The organism is Pseudomonas sp. PS01299 (assembly GCF_029960145.1).
Lineage (GTDB): Bacteria > Pseudomonadota > Gammaproteobacteria > Pseudomonadales > Pseudomonadaceae > Aquipseudomonas > Aquipseudomonas putida_A.
Genome location: NZ_JASCPO010000038.1, coordinates 19,247 through 39,267, shown reverse-complemented (window position 1 = coordinate 39,267; position 20,021 = coordinate 19,247). Strand labels below are relative to the sequence as shown.

The following is a 20,021-nucleotide window of genomic DNA, read 5'->3' as shown; positions in this document are numbered from 1 at the left end:
GGCTTGCTCGCGAATGCGGTGTGTCAGTCGACATCAACATTGCCTGACAAACCGCATTCGCGAGCAAGCCCGCTCCCACAAGGGGAGTTCATCGACAGGGTATCTTTGGGTCTAGAGGCAGAGCGGGCCGCGCGGGTAGCGCTTGAGCGCCTGGATCAGCTCGGCGCCGGGGATCGGCCGGTCGAACAGGTAGCCCTGGCCGACGTCGCAGCGGTGGCGACGCAGGAACGCCAGTTGCTCGGCGGTCTCGATGCCTTCGGCCACGACTTTGAGTTTCAGGTTGTGCGCCATGGCGATTACCGCGGAGGTGATTTCCATGTCGTCCTGGTTGTCGGGGATTTCGTGGATGAAGCTGCGATCGATCTTGATGATGTCGATCGGGAATTTCTTCAGGTAGCTGAGCGACGAGTAACCGGTGCCGAAGTCGTCCATGGCCAGGGTCAGACCCAGGCGCTTGAGCTGATCGAGCTGCAAGTGCGTGTCTTCAGTGGCTTCCAGCAGCAGACCTTCGGTCAGCTCCAGTTCGAGCAGATTGGCCGGCAGCGCTTCTTCCTTGAGGATGTTGGCGATGGATGCGACCAGATCCGGGTCTGAGAACTGCTTCGGCGAGAGGTTGATCGCCACTTGCAGATTGCCCAGGCCGGCGGCGGTCAGCGCCTTGCTCATGCGGCAGGCCTGACGCGCAATCCACTTGCCGATCGGGATGATCAGGCCGGTCTCTTCGGCAACGCTGATGAACTGGTCCGGGCGGATCATGCCGCGTTCCGGGTGATTCCAGCGCAGCAGCGCTTCCATGCCCAGCAGGCGACCGCTGCGCAGGCACAGCTTGGGCTGGTAGAACACGTCCAGCTCGTTCTGGGTCAGGGCGCGGCGCAGGTTGTTCTCGACGAACAGCTTGTAACTGGCCTCGGCATTCAACGCTTCGGTGAACACCTGGACCTGATGTTTGCCGTTGGCCTTGGCCTTGTGCAGCGCGAGGCCGGCGTTGCGCATCAGGGTTTGCGGGTCGCGGCCGTGCAGAGGCGCGCAGGCCAGGCCCACGGAGCCGGTGACGCTGATCAGCTGGTTGTCGACGAACATCGGTTTGTCGAGGGTCGCCAGCAACTGGTTGGCGATCTGCTGGCCGGTGGCGAGGTCGGTGTCGTCGAGCAGCACCGCAAATTCGTTACTGGCGAAGCGCGCGAGGCTGCCACTCGGGCTCAGGCTGTTGCGCAGGCGCCGGGCGAGGCTGATCAGCAGTTTGTCACCGGTCTGGTGACCGAGGCTGTCGTTGATCCGCTTGAAGTTGTCGATGTCCACCAGCAGCAGGCTGATCGGTGTGTCGCTATCGCGGGCGAAGCGTTCGTCCAGATTGCGGATAAACGCCGGGCGGTTGCCAAGGTTGGTCAAGTTGTCGGTGTAGGCCAGACGCTCGATGCGCTGCTGCGCCAGTTTGGTCTGGGTGATGTCTTCGTAGATGCCGATGTAGTGCGTCAGCTCACGGTTGTCGCCGTACACCTTGGAGATCGACAACTGGCCCCAGTACGGTTCGAGGTTTTTGCGCCGGCTCTTGAATTCGCCCTGCCAGCTGTTGCTCTTGGCCAGCGCCGAGGGTGCGTCGAACAGCAGCTCGCTGAGGTTTTCCAGCGCCGGCAGCTCCGACAGGCGCTGGCCGTGGACTTCCTCGGTGGAATACTGGGTGATCGCGGTGAAGCTCGGGTTGACGTACTCGACCACGCCGTCGCAATTGACCAGCAGAAAGGCGTTGGCGCTTTGCTCGACCGCACGCTGGAACAGGTGCAGGGCGCTGGTGGCGGTGCGGCGGTTGTGGTTGTTGATGACCTGGGCGAACTGGTCGGCCAGCTCACCGGCAAAGGCGATTTCGTCGGACTGCCAAGCGCGGGTGACGCCGGTCTGCTCCAGGCAGAGCACGCCGACCACCTGGCCGTCGACCCGGATGCTGGCGTCGAGCATGGCGTTGACGTCACGCGGGCGCAGGGCTTCGGCCATCTCACGGGTTCGCGGGTCGCGCATCGCATTATGCGCGTCGATGGCGCGGCTGCCGTGCAGCGCTTCCATGTAGTCGGGGAAGCCGCTGATGTCGATCACCTCCGGCAGGATGTATTCCTGCGTCGCGCGGTGATACGCCGAAATCGGTACCAGCAGATTGCCTTCGAGGTTCCACAGGCTGGCGCAGTCGATTTCATAGATATCGCAGGCGCAGCGGGTGATCAGTTCGGCGGCTTCCTGCAGCGAGTTGTGGCTGCTGTAGCGCTGGCGGGCGAGCAGCAGAATCAGATCCTGCTGGGCGCGCACCCGATCAAGGTGCTGCAGTTGTTCCTGCTGGGCACGTTGGTTGAGTTCGAGGGCGATCTGCAGGCGCGAGTTCTGGGTTTCGAGGTCAACGGACGGCAGCGTTGGCGCTTCGTCGAACACGTCATCGACTGCCAGCAGGTAGCCACGCAACAGATGCCGGTTGTGCTGTTTATAGGCTTCGCCCAGTTCGAGGATGCTCAGCACGCCCGCAGCGGTGTGCAGTGTGTAGCGCACCAGATAATGCGGGCTGTCGCGCAGTTGCTGCTGGATCGCATCGTGCAACTGATAGCGCGCTTCAGGCTCCATCAGGCTGGCGTATGGCGAGCCGACCAGTGCACAGAGCTCGACGGCCGGCTGGCCGAACTGGCGTTCGCAGTTGGGGTCAAGAAACAGCATCGCCCAACTGGCTTCATTCAAGCGCTCGAAACGCAGCATGCCGAGCCGCGAGGGCACAGGCAACTGCGTCACTACCTCGGCCGCCATACGGCTGGCGGCATCGGGTTGGCTCTTCATGAAGGAACTCGCTTGGAAATATGCTGAACGCGCCGGGCTCGCGCCCTCTTTACTGTTGCCTGCGGCAAGGTTGCATCATTGCGGCACCGACTGACAAGAGAGATGAAGGCCAAGTGCTATAAGAATGTGTCGGCCGCTCGGGGCATTTCTCCAGTGGGTGGTTGAAAAGAGCAAAAGATCGCAGCCTGCGGCAACTCCTACAGGGAATACGAAGTCCTGCAGGAGCTGCCGCAGGCTGCGATCTTTTCAGAATTCAACGCAATTTAATGCTGATCGATTGCAGCTTCTTGCCATCCCGATCATGGTAATTGACCAGAATCTGATCAGCCTCGACCACCACATGGGCGAAGTTGTCCTCACTGACCACCGCGCTGGTCAATTCATGCCGATAATCGCCCGCGGCCGTGCGCGCCAGCGGTTGATCGAGGATGAACGTCGACGCCTTGGCGTAGGGCAACAGCTTGCTGTTGCACAGCGGCGAGGAAACGATGGTGTGGACTTCGAATTCCGGGTCTTCGCTGTGGGTCAGGCGCGAGGTCAGCGAGCCGTGCACATCGCCTGAGACGAATACGACATTCCTGATCTGTCGGGTGCGGATGGTTTCCAGCAGGCGCAGGCGCTGCTCCGGGAAGGCTTTCCAGGCATCGTCGCCGTGCAGTTTGCGATCCGGATAGAACATCACGCTGGTGACCACGAATTTGACCCGTGCCTTGCTGTTGCTCAGCCAGGCGACCAGGGCCTGTTCCTGCTCGCTGTCCAGGATGCGTCGATCATCAGCAGCCAGGTTGCGCCGAGTGCGGCTATCAGTGACAAACCATTCAATATCGCCATCGCTGAACTGATACCAGTAATGCGCCAGTTTTGAATGATCAATCTCGCCATCAACTGTTAGTTCATGCGCCGGACTATGACTGGCTTGATACAACTCATACGCCGCCATTGCATTGCGATATAACTCATGATCGGACTTGCTGGCGTTCGCCGGCCAGTTGTCTTCAATTTCGTGATCGTCGAGGATCATGTAAGTCGAAGTGCCGGACATCAGCCGCTGAATATTCGGTTGCGAGAACGCCGCGCGATATTTATCGAGGATGTCCTTGTATTCGCGATCCGGGGCAATCAGGTTGAGGTCGTCGACATAGATCTGGTCTCCGGTCATCAGGGTGGCGCTGATCGGCGGCTCGGCGCCTTCGATCAACTGATTGATCGAGGCGAATATACGGTCGCCAATTTGGGGCAGGGAAGCGATGCCGGCGGTCATGCGCAGGTAGCGACAGGAGCCGATGATGTAAGCGCGTGGCTGCACGGCGTCGCTGGCGCGGGTGCGAAAGCGGTAGATCTCGCGCGGCCATTGCAAAGGCAATTCGGCGATGCTTTCGACGGTATGCACCGGGCTCATGGGGCTGAACCAGCCCGTCTGGTATTCGTATTCGCAATGGCTCTCCAGGTTATTCAATGAAAAGACCTGGCAAAAATCGCGCAAAGCACTTAAACGGGAAAAAAGGCTATTTGACCATTGATTGCTGTCGCGCTTTCGATAACGCAGGCCGGCAAATGTGGTGGCGTTGTTTTGCAAGTCGCCGCGCATGAAGATGCGTGCGTGATTAGTTGTTGTATGGCCAATAATCGGGCCGACAGTTGGTTTTAACATGTTCGAATCCGTTCGAATTGATACTTGAATAACGGTCAGTGTTTAGCAAGTTATTCGTTTAACTTGTGCCGCCAAGGTTAGTTGTCGGCGGATAAAAAATATCGGCGCGAAGTGGACTGGAGTCGTGGCTTAAGTAGACCGAAGTTGTAGGAATAAAAGCGTTGTGACTTTTCTTCGGGCAAAAAAAGCCCCGTCAAACTGACGGGGTTGAGGTACGAGCGTGTGGCGCTCGAAAACGTGGGACGCAATCGGCCCTCCGTTGCCGGAGGGCCGAACGCTTTACAGCAGGATGGTGCGGATGTCGCCCAGCAGGCTGCCCAGACGCTGGGTGAAGCGTGCAGCGGCGGCGCCGTTGATCACACGGTGATCGTAGGACAGCGACAGTGGCAGCATCAGTTTCGGCTGGAAGGCTTTGCCGTCCCAGACTGGCTGGATGGTTGCCTTGGAAACACCGAGGATCGCCACTTCCGGCGCGTTGACGATCGGCGTGAAGCCGGTGCCGCCAATGTGGCCGAGGCTGGAAATGGTGAAGCAGGCGCCTTGCATCTCGTCCGAAGAGAGCTTCTTGGTGCGGGCTTTTTCAGCCAGCGAAGCAGCTTCTGCAGCCAGTTGCAGCAGGCTCTTCTGGTCGACGTTCTTGATGACCGGTACCAGCAGGCCATCTGGAGTGTCGACCGCGAAACCGATGTTGACGTACTTCTTGCGAATGATCGCCTTGCCGCTTGGCGCCAGCGAACTGTTGAAGTCCGGCAGCTCCTTGAGCAGGTGCGCGCAGGTCTTGAGCAGCAGCGGCAGGATGGTCAGCTTGACGCCGGCCTTCTCGGCGACGGCTTTTTGCGCAACGCGGAAGGCTTCCAGCTCGGTGATATCCGCCGAGTCGAATTGCGTCACGTGCGGCACGTTCAGCCAGCTGCGGTGCAGGTTGGCAGCGCCGACCTGCATCAGGCGGGTCATCGGCACTTCTTCGATTTCACCGAAGCGGCTGAAGTCCACGACCGGGATCGGCGGGATGCCCGCGCCACCGGTTGCGCCGCCAGCAGCGGCCGGTGCTTCCTTGGCCTTCTGCATCATCGCCTTGACGTAAACCTGCACGTCTTCCTTGAGGATGCGACCGTGCGGACCGCTGGCGCCAACGGCGCTCAGCTCGACGCCGAACTCGCGGGCCAGTTGACGCACGGCCGGGCCGGCGTGAACTTTGGCACCAGGCTTGGCCGGAGCAGCAACCGGAGCGGCAGCAGCAGGTGCAGCGGCAGCCGGAGCAGCAGCGGCCGGTGCCGGAGCGCTTGGCGCAGCGGCGGCAGCTGGAGCCGGGGCAGCAGCAGGGGCTGCGCCTTTGACTTTCAGCTTGAGGATCAGGTCGCCGGTGCCGACTTCGTCGTCCAGCTTGATGGAAATGCTTTCCACCACGCCAGCGGCAGGCGATGGGATTTCCATGCTTGCCTTGTCGGATTCGAGGGTGATCAGCGACTGGTCGGCTTCAACGCTGTCACCAGCCTTGACCAGGACTTCGATGATCTTGGCCTTGCCGGCCGAACCAATGTCCGGAACGTGGATGTCCTGAACGCTGTCGGCAACCGGAGCAGCCGGGGCGGCAGCCGGAGCAGGCGCAGCAGCAGCGGCTGGCGCAGCGGCCTGAGCCGGAGCGGCCGCAGCACCCGCCACTTCCAGATCCAGAATCAGGTCGCCCGTGCCGACTTCGTCGTTGAGTTTGACGCTGATGGCCTTGACCACGCCCGCGGCAGGCGACGGGATTTCCATGCTGGCCTTGTCGGATTCCAGGGTGATCAAAGATTGATCAGCCTCGACGGTGTCGCCGACCTTGACCTGGATCTCGATGATCTGCGCCTTGCCCGACGAACCGATGTCCGGCACGTGCACTTGCTGCACCGAAGCGGCAGCAGGGGCAGCGGCTGGCGCCGCAGCAGCAGGAGCGGCAGCCGGTTTGGCTTCAGCTTTTGCAGCCGGTGCAGCAGCAGGCGCAGGTGCCGCTTGCGCGGCGCCCTCGACTTCCAGCTCAAGCAGCTCGTCGCCTTCTTTCAGACGGTCGCCCAGCTTGACTTTCAGGCTCTTGATGACGCCGGCTTTCGGGGCCGGCACTTCCATGCTGGCCTTGTCCGATTCCAGGGTCAGGATGCTCTGGTCGGCTTCGATACGGTCGCCGACCTTCACAAACAGTTCAATTACTTCACCTTCACCGCTGCCGATGTCAGGTACGCGAATGAGTTCGCTCACAAAATGTCTCCTCAGCAGTCCAGTGGGTTGCGTTTTTCCGGGTCGATGCCGAACTTGACGATGGCCTCGGCCACCACTTTAGGTTCGATATCACCACGGTCAGCCAGTGCTTCCAGGGCTGCCAACACCACGAAATGACGGTCGACTTCGAAGAAATGACGCAGTTTCTTGCGGCTGTCGCTGCGGCCGAAACCGTCGGTGCCCAGGACTTTGAATTCCTTGGACGGTACCCACTGACGGATCTGCTCGGCGAACAGCTTCATGTAGTCGGTAGAAGCGATGACCGGACCCTTACGGCCGCTCAGGCACTCTTCAACGTAGCTCTGCTTAGGCTTCTGGCCAGGCTTCAGACGGTTGCTGCGCTCAACGGCCAGGCCGTCGCGACGCAGTTCGTTGAAGCTGGTGACGCTCCATACGTCGGCGCCGATGTTGAACTCTTCACGCAGGATCTTCGCCGCTTCACGCACTTCACGCAGGATGGTGCCGGAGCCCATCAGTTGTACGTGATGCGCCGCATCGCGGGTGTCTTCTTCGAGCAGGTACATGCCTTTCTTGATGCCTTCTTCGGCACCGGCCGGCATGGCTGGCTGCTGGTACGACTCGTTCATCACGGTGATGTAGTAGAAGATGTCCTGTTGCTCTTCGGTCATCTTCTTCATGCCGTCCTGAATGATCACCGCCAGCTCGTAGCCGTAGGTCGGATCGTAGGTGCGGCAGTTCGGGATGGTCGCGGCCAGCAGGTGGCTGTGACCGTCTTCGTGCTGCAGGCCTTCACCGTTCAGGGTGGTACGGCCGGCGGTGCCGCCGATCAGGAAGCCACGGGTACGGCTGTCGCCAGCGGCCCAGGCCAGGTCACCGATACGCTGGAAGCCGAACATCGAGTAGAAGATGTAGAACGGCAGCATCGGCTGGTTGTGGCTGGAGTACGAAGTACCGGCAGCGATGAAGGAACTCATGGCGCCTGCTTCGTTGATGCCTTCTTCAAGGATCTGACCTTTCTGGTCTTCCTTGTAGAACATCACCTGGTCTTTATCGACTGGCTCGTAGAGCTGGCCGACGGAGGAGTAGATGCCCAACTGACGGAACATGCCTTCCATACCGAAGGTACGGGCTTCGTCCGGGATGATCGGCACGATGCGCGGGCCGATTTCCTTGTCCTTGACCAGTTGCGCGAGGATTCGCACGAAAGCCATGGTGGTGGAAATTTCACGGTCGCCCGAACCATCGAGGATGGCTTTCAGGGTGTCCAGGTCCGGGGTCGGTACGCTGAAGCTCTGCGCGCGGCGCTGCGGTACGAAACCGCCCAGTGCAGCACGGCGCTCGCTCAGGTAGCGGGCTTCGGCGCTGTTTGGCTCTGGCTTGAAGAACGGCAGGTTCTCCAGCTCTTCGTCCTTGACCGGGATGTCGAAGCGGTCGCGGAACAACTTCAGGCTGTCGACGTCGACTTTCTTGGTGTTGTGCGCAGTGTTTTTCGCTTCGCCGGCACCGGTGCCATAACCCTTGATGGTCTTGGCCAGGATGACGGTTGGTTGTTCTTTGTGGTTGACCGCTTCGTGGTACGCCGCATAGACCTTGTACGGGTCGTGGCCGCCGCGGTTGAGTTTCCAGATCTCGTCGTCGGACAGATCGGCAACCATCGCCTTGAGTTCAGGCGTGTTGAAGAAGTGCTCGCGAACGAACGCGCCGTCTTTGGCTTTGTAGTTCTGGTACTCGCCGTCGATGACTTCGTCCATGCGACGTTGCAGGATGCCGTCGACGTCCTTGGCCAGCAGTGGGTCCCAGAAACGGCCCCAGATGACTTTGGTCACGTTCCACTGAGCACCGCGGAACACGCCTTCGAGTTCCTGGATGATCTTGCCGTTGCCGCGAACCGGGCCGTCGAGGCGCTGCAGGTTGCAGTTGATGACGAAGATCAGGTTGTCCAGCTTCTCGCGGCCGGCCAGGGAGATCGCACCGAGGGATTCCGGCTCGTCGCACTCGCCGTCGCCCAGGAAGCACCAGACTTTCTGTTTGCCCGGCTGGATGAAGCCGCGGTGTTCCAGGTACTTCATGAAGCGTGCCTGGTAGATCGCCTGGATCGGACCCAGACCCATGGATACGGTCGGGAACTGCCAGAAGTCAGGCATCAGCCAAGGGTGCGGGTAGGACGACAGGCCCTGACCGTCGACTTCCTGGCGGAAGTTGTTCATCTGGTCTTCGGTGATGCGACCTTCCATGAACGCACGGGCGTAAACGCCTGGCGAGGTGTGGCCCTGGAAGTAGATCAGGTCGCCGCCGTGTTCGTCGGTCGGGGCCTGGAAGAAATAGTTGAAGCCGATGTCATACAGGGTCGCACTGGAAGCGAAGCTGGAGATGTGACCACCCAGGTCAGAATCTTTCAGGTTCGTACGCATTACCATGGCCATTGCGTTCCAGCGCACCAGCGAGCGAATGCGGCGTTCCATGAACAGGTCGCCAGGCATGCGTGCTTCGTGGGTTACCGGGATGGTGTTGCGGTAAGGCGTGGTGATGGCGTAAGGGAGCTGCGAACCGCTGCGGGTCGCCAGTTCACCCATACGGGTCATCAGATAGTGAGCACGGTCTTCGCCTTCTTTGTCGAGAACCGATTCCAGGGCGTCCAGCCATTCCTGGGTTTCGACGGGATCGAGGTCTTGCATGGCTTGCTCCAGGGCGGAAAGGCTTCCAGAATCGGTTGCCTGAGTTTGCGACTGGCCTTGTGGGCAGACGATTTAAAATTCTTGGATTGCCGACAGGTTGTTCCGGCGGCGTGTAGTTTTACTACAAATCTTTGAGCATTTCAGCCTTTCGCCTGTATAGACGAGTAGTAAAACTACAGAGGAAAGGCTTGTGGCCTCCGACTGCGTTGTGAGAATAATCGTTAAGGTTGGTCGATTACCATCCGAAAAAGGTGAAAGTTTGATGCTGGATGCCAAAGAAGAAGAAATTTCAGCTATTTCTAACTTTTGTTCGACAGTCCTTCGCGTAGCGGGTTTTCATCAAACACTACAAGCGGCCATTTACACGCCGATCAAGGATAGACCATGACCCTGCCCGTGCTCGCTGAACTCCCCGCCATTCTCCTGCCGTTGGTCACTCGATCCGAGCAGTCGTTCCGTACGGCCGTCGCCGCGCTGGAAGACGATCACGGCTTCTCCAACTGGACCCCGGAGCGCTGGGCGCAATTCGCCCGCGTCAGTGCCGCCAGCGATTTCGTTATTGAACAGAGCGTTCGTGACCCTTTGATGTTGTTGTCACTGGTGCAGTCCGGTGAACTCGACCGGCCGTTCGCGCCGGGTGAACTCTGCGCGCAGATTGCCGCAGCGGTGGCTGCCGCGCAAAGCGAAGACGAACTCGGTCGCGTCCTGCGTCGCCAGCGTGCCCGCCATCAAGTGCGGATCATCTGGCGTGACCTGAACCGCCAGGCTGATCTGGTACAGACCTGTCGCGACCTGTCGGACATGGCCGACGCCACCATCGACCAAGCCTACCAATGGCTGTACAGCCGCCATTGCCAGCAGTTCGGTACGCCGACCGGCCGGCGCAGCGGCTTGCCGCAGCAGATGGTCATCCTCGGCATGGGCAAGCTCGGCGCGGTCGAGCTGAACCTGTCGTCGGACATCGACCTGATCTTCGCCTACCCCGAGGGCGGCGAAACCGTCGGCGTGAAACGCGCGCTGGATAATCAGGAATTCTTCATTCGCCTCGGTCAGCGCCTGATCAAGGCCCTCGACCCGATGACGGTCGACGGCTTCGTGTTCCGCGTCGACATGCGCCTGCGTCCGTACGGTTCATCCGGCGCGCTAGTGCTGAGCTTCAATGCGCTGGAACAGTATTACCAGGATCAGGGCCGCGACTGGGAACGCTACGCGATGATCAAGGCGCGGGTGGTGGCCGGTGATCAAGCGGCGGGCGCACAGTTGCTCGACATGCTGCGCCCGTTCGTTTACCGCCGTTACCTGGACTTCTCGGCGATCGAAGCGCTGCGCACCATGAAGCAGCTGATCCAGCAGGAAGTGCGGCGCAAGGGCATGGCCGACAACATAAAACTCGGCTCCGGCGGTATCCGCGAGGTCGAGTTCATTGCCCAGGCTTTTCAGTTGATTCACGGCGGGCGCGACCTCAGCCTGCAACAGCGTCCTCTATTAAAGGTGCTGAGCACGCTGGAAGGACAGGGCTATCTGCCGCCGGCAGTGATCAGTGAATTGCGCGAAGGTTATGAATTCCTGCGTTACACCGAACACGCGATCCAGGCGATCGCCGATCGCCAGACCCAGATGTTGCCGGACGGCGCTCAGGATCAGGCGCGGATCGCGTTCATGCTGGGCTTCGCCGATTGGCATGCCTTCCACGAAAAGCTGATGTTCTGGCGCGGCCGGGTGGCCTGGCACTTCGCGCAGGTGATCGCCGATCCCGATGAGGAAGAGGGCGCCGACTGCGAAGTGGTGGTGGGCGGTGAGTGGTTGCCGCTGTGGGAAGAAGAGCAGGACGAAGAGGCTGCTTGCCGGCAACTGGAAGAAGGCGGATTCAAGGACGCGACCAAAGCGCTGAAAGCGCTGGCCGGTTTGCGCGGCAGCCCGCAGTTACGCGCGATGCAGCGGCTGGGTCGTGAGCGTCTCGATGCGTTTATTCCGCGCCTGCTGGCTCAGGCGGTGGAGCATGACAACCCGGATCTGGTGCTGGAGCGGGTGCTGCCACTGGTCGAAGCCGTGGCGCGACGTTCGGCTTATTTAGTGTTGCTGACGGAAAACCCCGGCGCCCTGCGGCGCTTGCTGACGCTGTGTGCGGCCAGTCCGTGGATCGCCGAGCAGATCACCCGTTTCCCGCTGCTGCTCGATGAATTGCTCAACGAAGGCCGGCTGTTCAAGCCGCCACTGGCGCCGGAACTGGCCGCCGAATTGCGCGAGCGCCTGACGCGGATCCCCGAAGACGACCTCGAACAGCAGATGGAAGCGCTGCGCCACTTCAAACTGGCTCACCGTTTGCGCGTCGCTGCCTCGGAAATCGCCGGCAGCCTGCCGCTGATGAAAGTCAGTGATTACCTGACCTGGCTCGCCGAAGCGATTCTCGAGCAAGTGCTGGCGCTGGCCTGGCGTCAGACGGTGGCCAAATACGGCACGCCGCTGCGCACTGACGGCAGTTTGTGCGATCCCGGCTTCATCATTGTCGGTTATGGCAAAGTCGGCGGGCTGGAACTGGGGCATGGTTCGGACCTGGACTTGGTGTTCATCCATGACGGCGATCCGCAGGCGGAAACCGACGGGCCGAAGCCCATCGATGGCGCGCAGTTCTTCACCCGGCTGGGGCAGCGGATCATTCACTTGCTGACGGCGCAGACCAACTCCGGCCAGCTGTATGAAGTGGACATGCGTTTGCGCCCGTCCGGCGCGTCGGGGCTGTTGGTCAGCTCGCTCGGGGCGTTTGAGCGCTATCAGGAAAATGAAGCCTGGACCTGGGAGCATCAGGCCCTGGTGCGGGCGCGGGTGCTGGTCGGCAGTCAGGATGTCGGCCAGGCCTTCGAGAAAGTCCGCGCGCAGGTTTTGGGCAAGGCGCGGGATCTGGCGAAGCTGCAACAGGAAGTCAGCGAGATGCGCGCCAAGATGCGCGATAACCTCGGCAGCAAGAGCACGGCGGCCGGTACCGCGGCAAATGCCTTCGAGGCCACGGCGCCGTTCGACCTCAAGCAGGACGCCGGAGGTATCGTCGATATTGAATTTATGGTGCAATACGCGGCCCTGGCGTGGTCGCACAGCCACCCGCCATTGCTACGCTGGACCGATAACATCCGCATTCTGGAAGAGCTGGAACACGAAGGGCTGATGCCTGCCGAAGATGCCAGCCTGCTGCGTGAGGCCTATAAAGCCTACCGCTCCGCCGCCCACCGGCAAGCCTTGCAGAAGGACGCCGGGGTGATTGCAGGCGACCAGTTTGTCGAGGAGCGCCGGCAGGTATTGCGGATCTGGAAAGAGTTGGGGCTAAGCTGAAACCGGATATTTGAAGCACCGATTACCTTGTGGGAGCGAGCTTGCTCGCGAATGCGCAGTGTCAGTCACCTTCGATGCAGGATGTGACGGCCCCTTCGCGAGCAAGCCCGCTCCCACATTGGATTTGCGTTGATTGCAGATTAAGGGCCGGATGCAAAACCCTGTGGGAGCGAGCCTGCTCGCGATAGCGGAGTATCAGACGACAATAATGTTGGATGTGAAGACCCTTTCGCGAGCAAGCGCGCTTCCACAGCAGATCTACAGTGTTTGTAGAATTCTCGAGGCGGGGAGGCGTAAATGCCTCCCCGGTTCGTTTATGGAAACCACATGAATATTCTGATCGTTGGGCCCAGTTGGGTCGGTGACATGGTGATGGCGCAGACACTGTTTCAGTGTCTCAAGCAGCGCCACCCGCAATGCGAAATCGACGTGCTGGCCCCCGAGTGGAGCCGGCCGATCCTTGAGCGCATGCCTGAAGTGCGCAAGGCCTTGAGCTTTCCGCTCGGCCATGGCGCGCTGGAACTGGCGACGCGTCGGCGGATCGGCAAGTCCTTGGCCGGCCAGTACGATCAGGCCATCCTGCTGCCGAACTCGCTGAAATCGGCGCTGGTGCCGTTTTTCGCCGGCATCAAACAACGCACCGGCTGGCGTGGCGAATTCCGCTACGGCCTGCTCAATGACGTGCGCACGCTGGATAAAGAACGTTATCCGCTGATGATCGAGCGCTTCATGGCGCTGGCTTACGAGCCGAACGCCGAGCTGCCAAAGCCTTATCCGCGTCCGAGCCTGCAAATCGATCCGGTGACCCGCGAAGCGGCGCTGGCCAAGTTCGGCCTGACTCTGGACCGTCCGGTGTTGGCCCTGTGCCCCGGCGCCGAGTTCGGCGAATCCAAGCGCTGGCCGTCCGAGCACTACGCCAAGGTCGCCGAAGCGCGGATTCGCGAAGGCTGGCAGGTGTGGCTGTTCGGCTCGAAAAACGACCACGCGGTAGGCGAAGACATTCGCGCACGGCTGATTCCCGGCCTGCGTGAAGAATCGGTCAACCTCAGCGGCGGCACCTCGCTGGCCGAAGCCATCGACCTGCTGTCGTGCGCCGATTCGGTGGTGTCCAACGACTCTGGTCTGATGCACGTCGCCGCTGCGCTGAATCGCCCGTTGGTGGCGGTGTATGGCTCGACCTCGCCGGGCTTCACGCCGCCGTTGGCCGAACACGTCGAAGTCGTGCGTCTGGGCCTCGATTGCAGCCCGTGCTTCGACCGTACCTGCCGGTTCGGCCATTACAACTGCCTGCGCCAGCTGATGCCGGACGCGGTCAACGATGCCTTGCAGAAACTGCAGGGCTCCGTGGTCGAGGTTCATTAAGTTGCGGGTATTGCTGATCAAGACTTCATCGCTGGGCGACGTGATTCACGCGTTGCCGGCGCTGACCGACGCGGCCCGGGCCATCCCCGGGATCAAGTTCGACTGGGTGGTGGAAGAAGGCTTCGCCGAGATCCCGACCTGGCACCCGGCCGTCGGCAAGGTGATTCCCGTGGCGATCCGCCGCTGGCGCAAGAACCTCTGGCAGACCATCAAGAGCGGCGATTGGAAGCGCTTCAAGCAAAGCGTGCGCGCCAGCCAATACGATCTGGTGATCGACGCTCAGGGCCTGCTGAAAAGCGCCTGGCTGACGCGCTACGTCAAAGCCCCGGTGGCCGGCCTCGACAAAGGCTCGGCGCGCGAGCCGATCGCTGCACGTTTCTATGACCGCAAACTGGCGGTGGCCCGTGGGCAGCATGCGGTCGAACGGGTGCGTCAGCTGTTCGCCATCGCCCTCGGTTATGACCTGCCCAAAGGGTTGGGCGACTACGGCCTCAACGTCGAGCGTCTGGTGGAATTGCCGCGCAAGAGCGCGTTCGTGGTGTTCCTGCACGGCACCACGTGGGACACCAAGCACTGGCCGGAAGCCTACTGGCGCGAGCTGACCGAGCGGGTCGGCTATCTGGGTGTCGGGGTCAAGCTGCCGTGGGGCAACCCGCTGGAGAAGGCCCGTGCCGAACGGATTGCCGCCGGTTTCAAGCACGCCGAAGTGCTACCGAGGCTGAATCTGGCCGGGGTCGGCAAAGTGCTGGCCGGCGCCCAGGCTTGCGTCGCGGTGGACACCGGTCTCGGTCACCTCGCAGCCGCGCTGGATGTGCCGACGATTTCCCTGTTCGGCCCGACCAACCCGGGCCTGACCGGCGCCTACGGCAAGGTGCAGATTCACATGGCCAGTGATTTCCCCTGCGCCCCTTGCCTGCAAAAGAAATGCACTTACCAACCGACCGCGCAGGATGCCCGTCAGTTTGACCTGAAACGCGAGCAGCCCCTGTGCTTCACGCGTCTGAATCCCGAGCGTGTCGCCAGCCGACTGAGCACGTTGTTAATGGCTGAGGAGCTGCGCTGATGCAATTGGCTTTTGTTCTGTACAAATATTTCCCGTTCGGTGGCTTGCAGCGCGACTTCATGCGCATCGCCCTCGAATGCCAGAAGCGCGGCCATCAGATCCGTGTCTATACGCTGATCTGGGAAGGCGACGTGCCGCCCGGTTTCGAAGTGCTGGTGGCGCCGGTCAAGGCGTTCTTCAACCATCGGCGCAACGAGAAGCTCAGCGCGTGGATGGAGGCGGATCTGGCAAAGCGTCCGGTGGACCGCCTGATCGGCTTCAACAAGATGCCGGGGCTGGACGTCTACTACGCCGCCGATGGCTGCTTCGAAGACAAGGCGCAGAACCTGCGCCATTCGCTGTACCGCCGCTGGGGCCGCTACCGCCACTTCGCCGAGTACGAGCGCGCGGTGTTCGCCAAAGACGCGAAAACCGAAGTGCTGATGATTTCCGAAGTGCAGCAGCCGCTGTTCATCAAGCACTACGACACGCCGCTGGAGCGCTTCCACCTGCTGCCGCCGGGTATCGCCCAGGACCGTCGCCGGCCGGCGGATGCCGACGAGATTCGCGCCGGTTTCCGCGCCGAATTCAACCTCAAGGACGACGAACTGCTGCTGGTGCAGATCGGTTCCGGGTTCAAGACCAAGGGCGTCGATCGCAGCCTCAAGGCGCTGGCTGCACTGCCCGCCGAGCTGAAGAAGCGCACCCGGCTGTTTGTAATCGGCCAGGATGACCCCAAATTGTTCCAGATGCAGAGTACGACTTTGGGCCTGGGCGACAACGTGACCTTCCTCAAGGGTCGCAGCGATATCCCGCGCTTCCTGCTTGGCGCCGACCTGTTGATCCACCCGGCGTACAACGAAAACACCGGCACCGTATTGCTCGAAGCGCTGGTCGCCGGGTTGCCGGTGCTGGTCAGCGCGGTCTGCGGTTACGCCCATTACATCGCCGAGGCGGACGCCGGGCGAGTGCTGGACGAGCCGTTCGATCAGGCGCAACTGACGCAGTACCTGACTGACATGTTGAATGACGACGCTGCACGCGCGGCCTGGAGCCGCAATGGTCTGGCTTTCGCCGAGACGGCCGACCTCTACAGCATGCCGCAGCACGCGGCCGATGTGATTCTGGCGGAGCACGCTTAAATGAAGTTGATGCTGGCTGAACCGTTCAAGAGCCTTTGGGCCGGGCGCGACCCGTTCGCCGAAGTCGAAGGCTTGCAGGGCGAGGTCTACCGCGAGCTGGAAGCTCGACGGACTCTGCGCACGGAAGTCGACGGCAACGGATTTTTCGTCAAGATCCACCGTGGCATCGGCTGGGGCGAGATCTTCAAGAACCTGCTGACCGCCAAGCTGCCGGTGCTCGGCGCGGGTCAGGAGTGGAAGGCAATCCAGCGTTTGCAGGAAGTCGGGGTGCCGACCATGACCGCCGTGGCTTACGGCGAGAAGGGCAGCAACCCGGCGGATCAGCATTCGTTCATCGTCACCGAAGAACTGGCGCCGACCATCAGCCTCGAAGACTTGAGCATCGATTGGGTCAAGAACCCGCCGCAGCCGAAACTCAAGCACGCGCTGATCGCTGAAGTCGCGCGCATGACCGGCATGATGCACCGCGCCGGGGTCAACCACCGCGACTGCTACATCTGCCACTTTCTGCTGCACACCGACAAGCCGATCACCCCGGACGATTTCAAACTCTCGGTGATCGACCTGCACCGCGCCCAGACCCGTCCTCGGATCACTCAACGCTGGCGCAACAAGGATCTGGCCGCGCTGTATTTCTCGGCGCTGGACATCGGCCTGACCCGTCGCGACAAGCTGCGTTTCCTCAAAGGCTACTTCCAGCAGCCGCTACGGCAGATCCTGGCGCAAGAAGCGCCGTTGCTCAGCTGGCTCGAAGGCAAGGCCAACAAGCTTTATGCGCGCAAACAGCGTTACGGGGATGCGCTCTGATGGCGGGTTGGACGCTTGAACCGCAATACAGCGAACTGGCCGAAGATTTCGGCAGCCTCGAAGCGGTGTTTGCCCTGCAGGGCGAACGTCTGACCCGTGATCCGCTGTCCGAAGTCATCCGCGTGCAGCGCAACGGCGTGAATTACTACGTCAAACGCTACGTCGGCGCCGGTAAAGGCTTGCGCCGTTACCTGGGCAAGCCACGGGTGAAGATGGAGTGGCAGAACCTAAAACGCTTCGCCAAATGGGGCATTCCCACCGCCGAAGTGGTGGCCTGGGGTCTGGAGCGACGTGGCGCGGCCTATGCCCGTGGCGCCATGATCACCCGCGAGCTGCCGCGCACCGAAGACCTGTCGGCGCTGGCCGAACGCAACGATCCGAAACTCAAGGATCGTCTGTGGGTCGATGGCATCAGCCGGCAACTGGCCGGCTACACCCGAACCATGCACGACCACCGCTTTACCCATAACGATCTGAAATGGCGCAACCTGCTGATCGACGATCAGGCGCAGCTGTTTCTGATCGACTGCCCGAACGGCGATTTCTGGCGCGGCTTCTGGCTCAAATACCGGATCACCAAGGATCTGGCCTGTCTCGACAAGGTGGCCAAGTATCACCTGTCGAACACCCAGCGCCTGCGCTTCTACCTGCAATACCGCGGACGTGATCGGCTGAATGCCGCCGACAAGAAACGGATTCGCCACGTGGTGAGATTTTTCGAGGGACGCGAATGACTGATTTCCTGGCCGCTGAAGACCGGGCGCTACTTGAGCGTCATGGCCTCGGCACTTTCGACGCGCTCTGGGCCAAACAGCTCGAAGCCGTGGACGAACCGAACACCGATGGCGGTGGCTGGAGCAGCGTGTTTCGCCTGGAGTTGGAAGGGCAGGCCTACTACCTCAAGCGCCAGAGCAACTACCTGACCCGCACCCTGCATGCGCCGTTCGGCGAGCCGAGTTTCGCCCGCGAGTTTCGCAACATCAGCCGCTACAACAAGTTGGGGATCCCGGCGCTGCAAGCGGCGTTCTTCGGTGAGCGCAAGGTCAAGGGCGATGTCCGGGCGATCCTGCTGACTCGTGCCCTCGACGGCTGGGATGATCTCGACTCGTTGCTGCAACGCTGGTCCGAGCTGAGCACCGCGCAGCAATCGGCCATTCTCCAGGCCTGTGGACAACTGGCGCGCCAGCTGCACGGCGTGCGTCAGGTACACGGCTGCTTTTATCCGAAACACATCTTTTTGCAGGCTGATGGCGGCGCGTATAAGGCGCAGTTGATCGACCTGGAAAAGACCCGACCCCTGCTGTTCGGCATGCGCGACCGGGTCAAGGATCTGGAGCCGCTACTGCGTCGTGCGCCGGAATGGAGCGAGGCGCAATTACGCGAATTGCTCGCGGCCTATCTCGATCAGCCAGTCGACAGTTCGCTGGTCGACAGCTGGGTGACGCGCCTGACTGCACGGCGCAGTCGCAAGGAGACCCGTTGATGCGCTTGTCCGAACTGAAAAACGCCGGACGTGCGCCGAGTCTGCCGCTGACGATTTCGCTTGCCGATGCGGCAGGCCCAGCGGATCTGCAACTGCTGAGTCTGCTGCGGGTGCTGCCGGGGCAGCGCTATGTCGGTGCCGGGGTCTGGCGCGGGCGGCCGGTGCTGGCCAAATTACTGGTGGGCAGCAAGGCTGCGCGGCATTTTCAGCGCGAACTGGCGGGCGTCAAGTTGCTCGCCGAACAAGGTCTGACCACGCCGCTGTTGTTGGCTGATGGCCTGAAGGATGGCGAGGGCGGCTGGCTGCTGTTCGAGTTCCTCGAAGGTGCTGAAAGCCTCGGTGATGCCTGGCAGAAAGTCGAATCACTGCCGGTGCTGGCGGACGAGCAATCGGCGGTACTCGCCGAGGCGCTGGGCGCGATTGGCCAACTGCATGGCAAAGGACTGTGGCAGGAAGATCTGCACCTCGACAACCTGCTGCGCCAGGGCGGTCAGTTGTACCTGATCGATGGCGCCGGGATTTGTGCCGAGACCGCTGGCCAGCCGCTGTCGCGGCAGAAAGTGCTGGAAAACCTCGGGGTGTTTTTCGCCCAGTTGCCCAAGTCACTGGAGCCGTTCACCGAAGAATTGCTGGTGTATTACCTGCTGAGCAACAGCGAGCACGCGTTGCCGCTGGAAGCCTTGCAGAAGCAGATCGCCAAGGTGCGCGCCTGGCGCCTGAAGGATTATCTGATCAAGGTGGGCCGCGAGTGCACGTTGTTCAGTGTGCAGCGCGGTGCGTTCGGTCTGCGGGCGATCCGTCGCGAGGAAGAAGCGGCGATGCTCCCGGTGCTGGATCAGGCCGATGCGCTGCTCGATCAGGGCCATCTGTACAAGACCGGCGGCGCGGCGAGCGTCGGCAAGGTCGAAGTGGCCGGGCGTACGCTGGTGATCAAGCGCTACAACATCAAAGGCTTTGCGCACTGGCTCAAGCGCTTCTGGCGCCCGAGCCGCGCGTGGCATTCGTGGCGCGAAGGCAATCGCCTGGCGTTCCTCGGCATTGCCACGCCGAAACCACTGGCGGTGCTGGAAAAGCGTTTTTTATGGTTGCGCAGCCGTGCTTATCTGGTGACCGAGTTCCTGCCGGGGCCGGACATCATCGAGCGCTTTGCGCCGTATGTGGAAAGCGGTGCGGCGCCGGAATCCGAGTTGCAGGCGCTGGATCGACTGTTCGCACGATTGATTGCCGAGCGCATCAGCCATGGCGACTTCAAGGGGCATAACCTGTTCTGGCAGGAAGATCGCTGGGCACTGATCGATCTGGATTCGATGTGTCAGCACAGCTCTGTCGGAAGTTTCGCAGCGGCCTATGCGCGGGATCGGGCACGGTTCATGCGCAACTGGCCCGAGAACAGCGCGCTGTATCAGGTGATCGATCAGCGGTTGCCCAAGGACATCTCCAGCGCGGCCTGAACCGCCTTCGCCAGCAGGCTGGCTCCTACATGGGAAAGCATTTCCCTGTAGGAGCGAGCCTG

13 protein-coding genes are annotated in these 20,021 nt (G+C 61.4%); 9 read left to right on the top strand and 4 right to left on the bottom strand.

The features are described 5' to 3' along the window. Positions 1-111: 111 nt before the first annotated feature. The 4 genes from QMX91_RS09760 to aceE all read right to left on the bottom strand — a co-directional run bounded on the left by QMX91_RS09760 (position 112) and on the right by aceE (position 9,348). The gene (locus QMX91_RS09760; protein ID WP_097087058.1) at positions 112-2,808 is read right to left on the bottom strand and encodes a GGDEF and EAL domain-containing protein; all 2,697 of its coding nucleotides are present in this window, start codon (positions 2,806-2,808) and stop codon (positions 112-114) included. A 253-nt stretch (positions 2,809-3,061) separates the two neighbouring features. Then, positions 3,062-4,459 carry an alkaline phosphatase D family protein gene (locus QMX91_RS09755; protein WP_282412628.1) on the bottom strand — a complete coding sequence of 466 codons (1,398 nt, stop codon included), beginning with the start codon at positions 4,457-4,459 and terminating at the stop codon, positions 3,062-3,064. Between the two features lie 279 nt (positions 4,460-4,738). After that, entirely contained in the window at positions 4,739-6,691 is a 1,953-nt protein-coding gene (gene aceF / locus QMX91_RS09750; protein ID WP_282412627.1) for a dihydrolipoyllysine-residue acetyltransferase, read from the bottom strand. Between the two features lie 11 nt (positions 6,692-6,702). Further along, positions 6,703-9,348, bottom strand: coding sequence for a pyruvate dehydrogenase (acetyl-transferring), homodimeric type (gene aceE / locus QMX91_RS09745; RefSeq protein WP_003220999.1), 2,646 nt, complete (start codon positions 9,346-9,348; stop codon positions 6,703-6,705). A 262-nt stretch (positions 9,349-9,610) separates the two neighbouring features. Between aceE and QMX91_RS09740 the strand changes: the two genes are divergently transcribed. The 9 genes from QMX91_RS09740 (at position 9,611) to QMX91_RS09700 (ending at position 19,959) form a co-directional block, all read left to right on the top strand. Then, positions 9,611-9,736 carry a hypothetical protein gene (locus QMX91_RS09740; protein ID WP_256198919.1) on the top strand — a complete coding sequence of 42 codons (126 nt, stop codon included), beginning with the start codon at positions 9,611-9,613 and terminating at the stop codon, positions 9,734-9,736. Beyond that, a complete protein-coding gene (gene glnE, locus QMX91_RS09735) occupies positions 9,733-12,672 on the top strand; it encodes a bifunctional [glutamate--ammonia ligase]-adenylyl-L-tyrosine phosphorylase/[glutamate--ammonia-ligase] adenylyltransferase (protein WP_282412626.1) in 2,940 nt (979 codons plus the stop codon). The genes QMX91_RS09740 and glnE overlap by 4 nt, the downstream gene beginning before the upstream one ends. 327 nt (positions 12,673-12,999) lie before the next feature. Continuing rightward, positions 13,000-14,034: a lipopolysaccharide heptosyltransferase II gene (gene waaF / locus QMX91_RS09730; protein ID WP_098966885.1), complete on the top strand. Its 1,035-nt coding sequence runs from the start codon at positions 13,000-13,002 to the stop codon at positions 14,032-14,034. Between the two features lies 1 nt (position 14,035). Further along, a complete protein-coding gene (gene waaC / locus QMX91_RS09725; protein WP_282412625.1) occupies positions 14,036-15,097 on the top strand; it encodes a lipopolysaccharide heptosyltransferase I in 1,062 nt (353 codons plus the stop codon). Further along, positions 15,097-16,218 carry a glycosyltransferase family 4 protein gene (locus QMX91_RS09720; RefSeq protein WP_282412624.1) on the top strand — a complete coding sequence of 374 codons (1,122 nt, stop codon included), beginning with the start codon at positions 15,097-15,099 and terminating at the stop codon, positions 16,216-16,218. The genes waaC and QMX91_RS09720 overlap by 1 nt, the downstream gene beginning before the upstream one ends. Continuing rightward, positions 16,219-17,025, top strand: coding sequence for a lipopolysaccharide core heptose(I) kinase RfaP (gene rfaP, locus QMX91_RS09715; protein ID WP_282412623.1), 807 nt, complete (start codon positions 16,219-16,221; stop codon positions 17,023-17,025). After that, positions 17,025-17,759: a lipopolysaccharide kinase InaA family protein gene (locus QMX91_RS09710; protein WP_097087069.1), complete on the top strand. Its 735-nt coding sequence runs from the start codon at positions 17,025-17,027 to the stop codon at positions 17,757-17,759. The genes rfaP and QMX91_RS09710 overlap by 1 nt, the downstream gene beginning before the upstream one ends. Then, complete coding sequence (locus QMX91_RS09705) at positions 17,756-18,508, top strand: lipopolysaccharide kinase InaA family protein (RefSeq protein ID WP_282412622.1); 753 nt, start codon at positions 17,756-17,758, stop codon at positions 18,506-18,508. Before QMX91_RS09710 ends, QMX91_RS09705 begins: the two co-directional genes overlap by 4 nt. After that, positions 18,508-19,959: a lipopolysaccharide kinase InaA family protein gene (locus tag QMX91_RS09700; protein ID WP_282412621.1), complete on the top strand. Its 1,452-nt coding sequence runs from the start codon at positions 18,508-18,510 to the stop codon at positions 19,957-19,959. The genes QMX91_RS09705 and QMX91_RS09700 overlap by 1 nt, the downstream gene beginning before the upstream one ends. Positions 19,960-20,021: the final 62 nt, after the last annotated feature.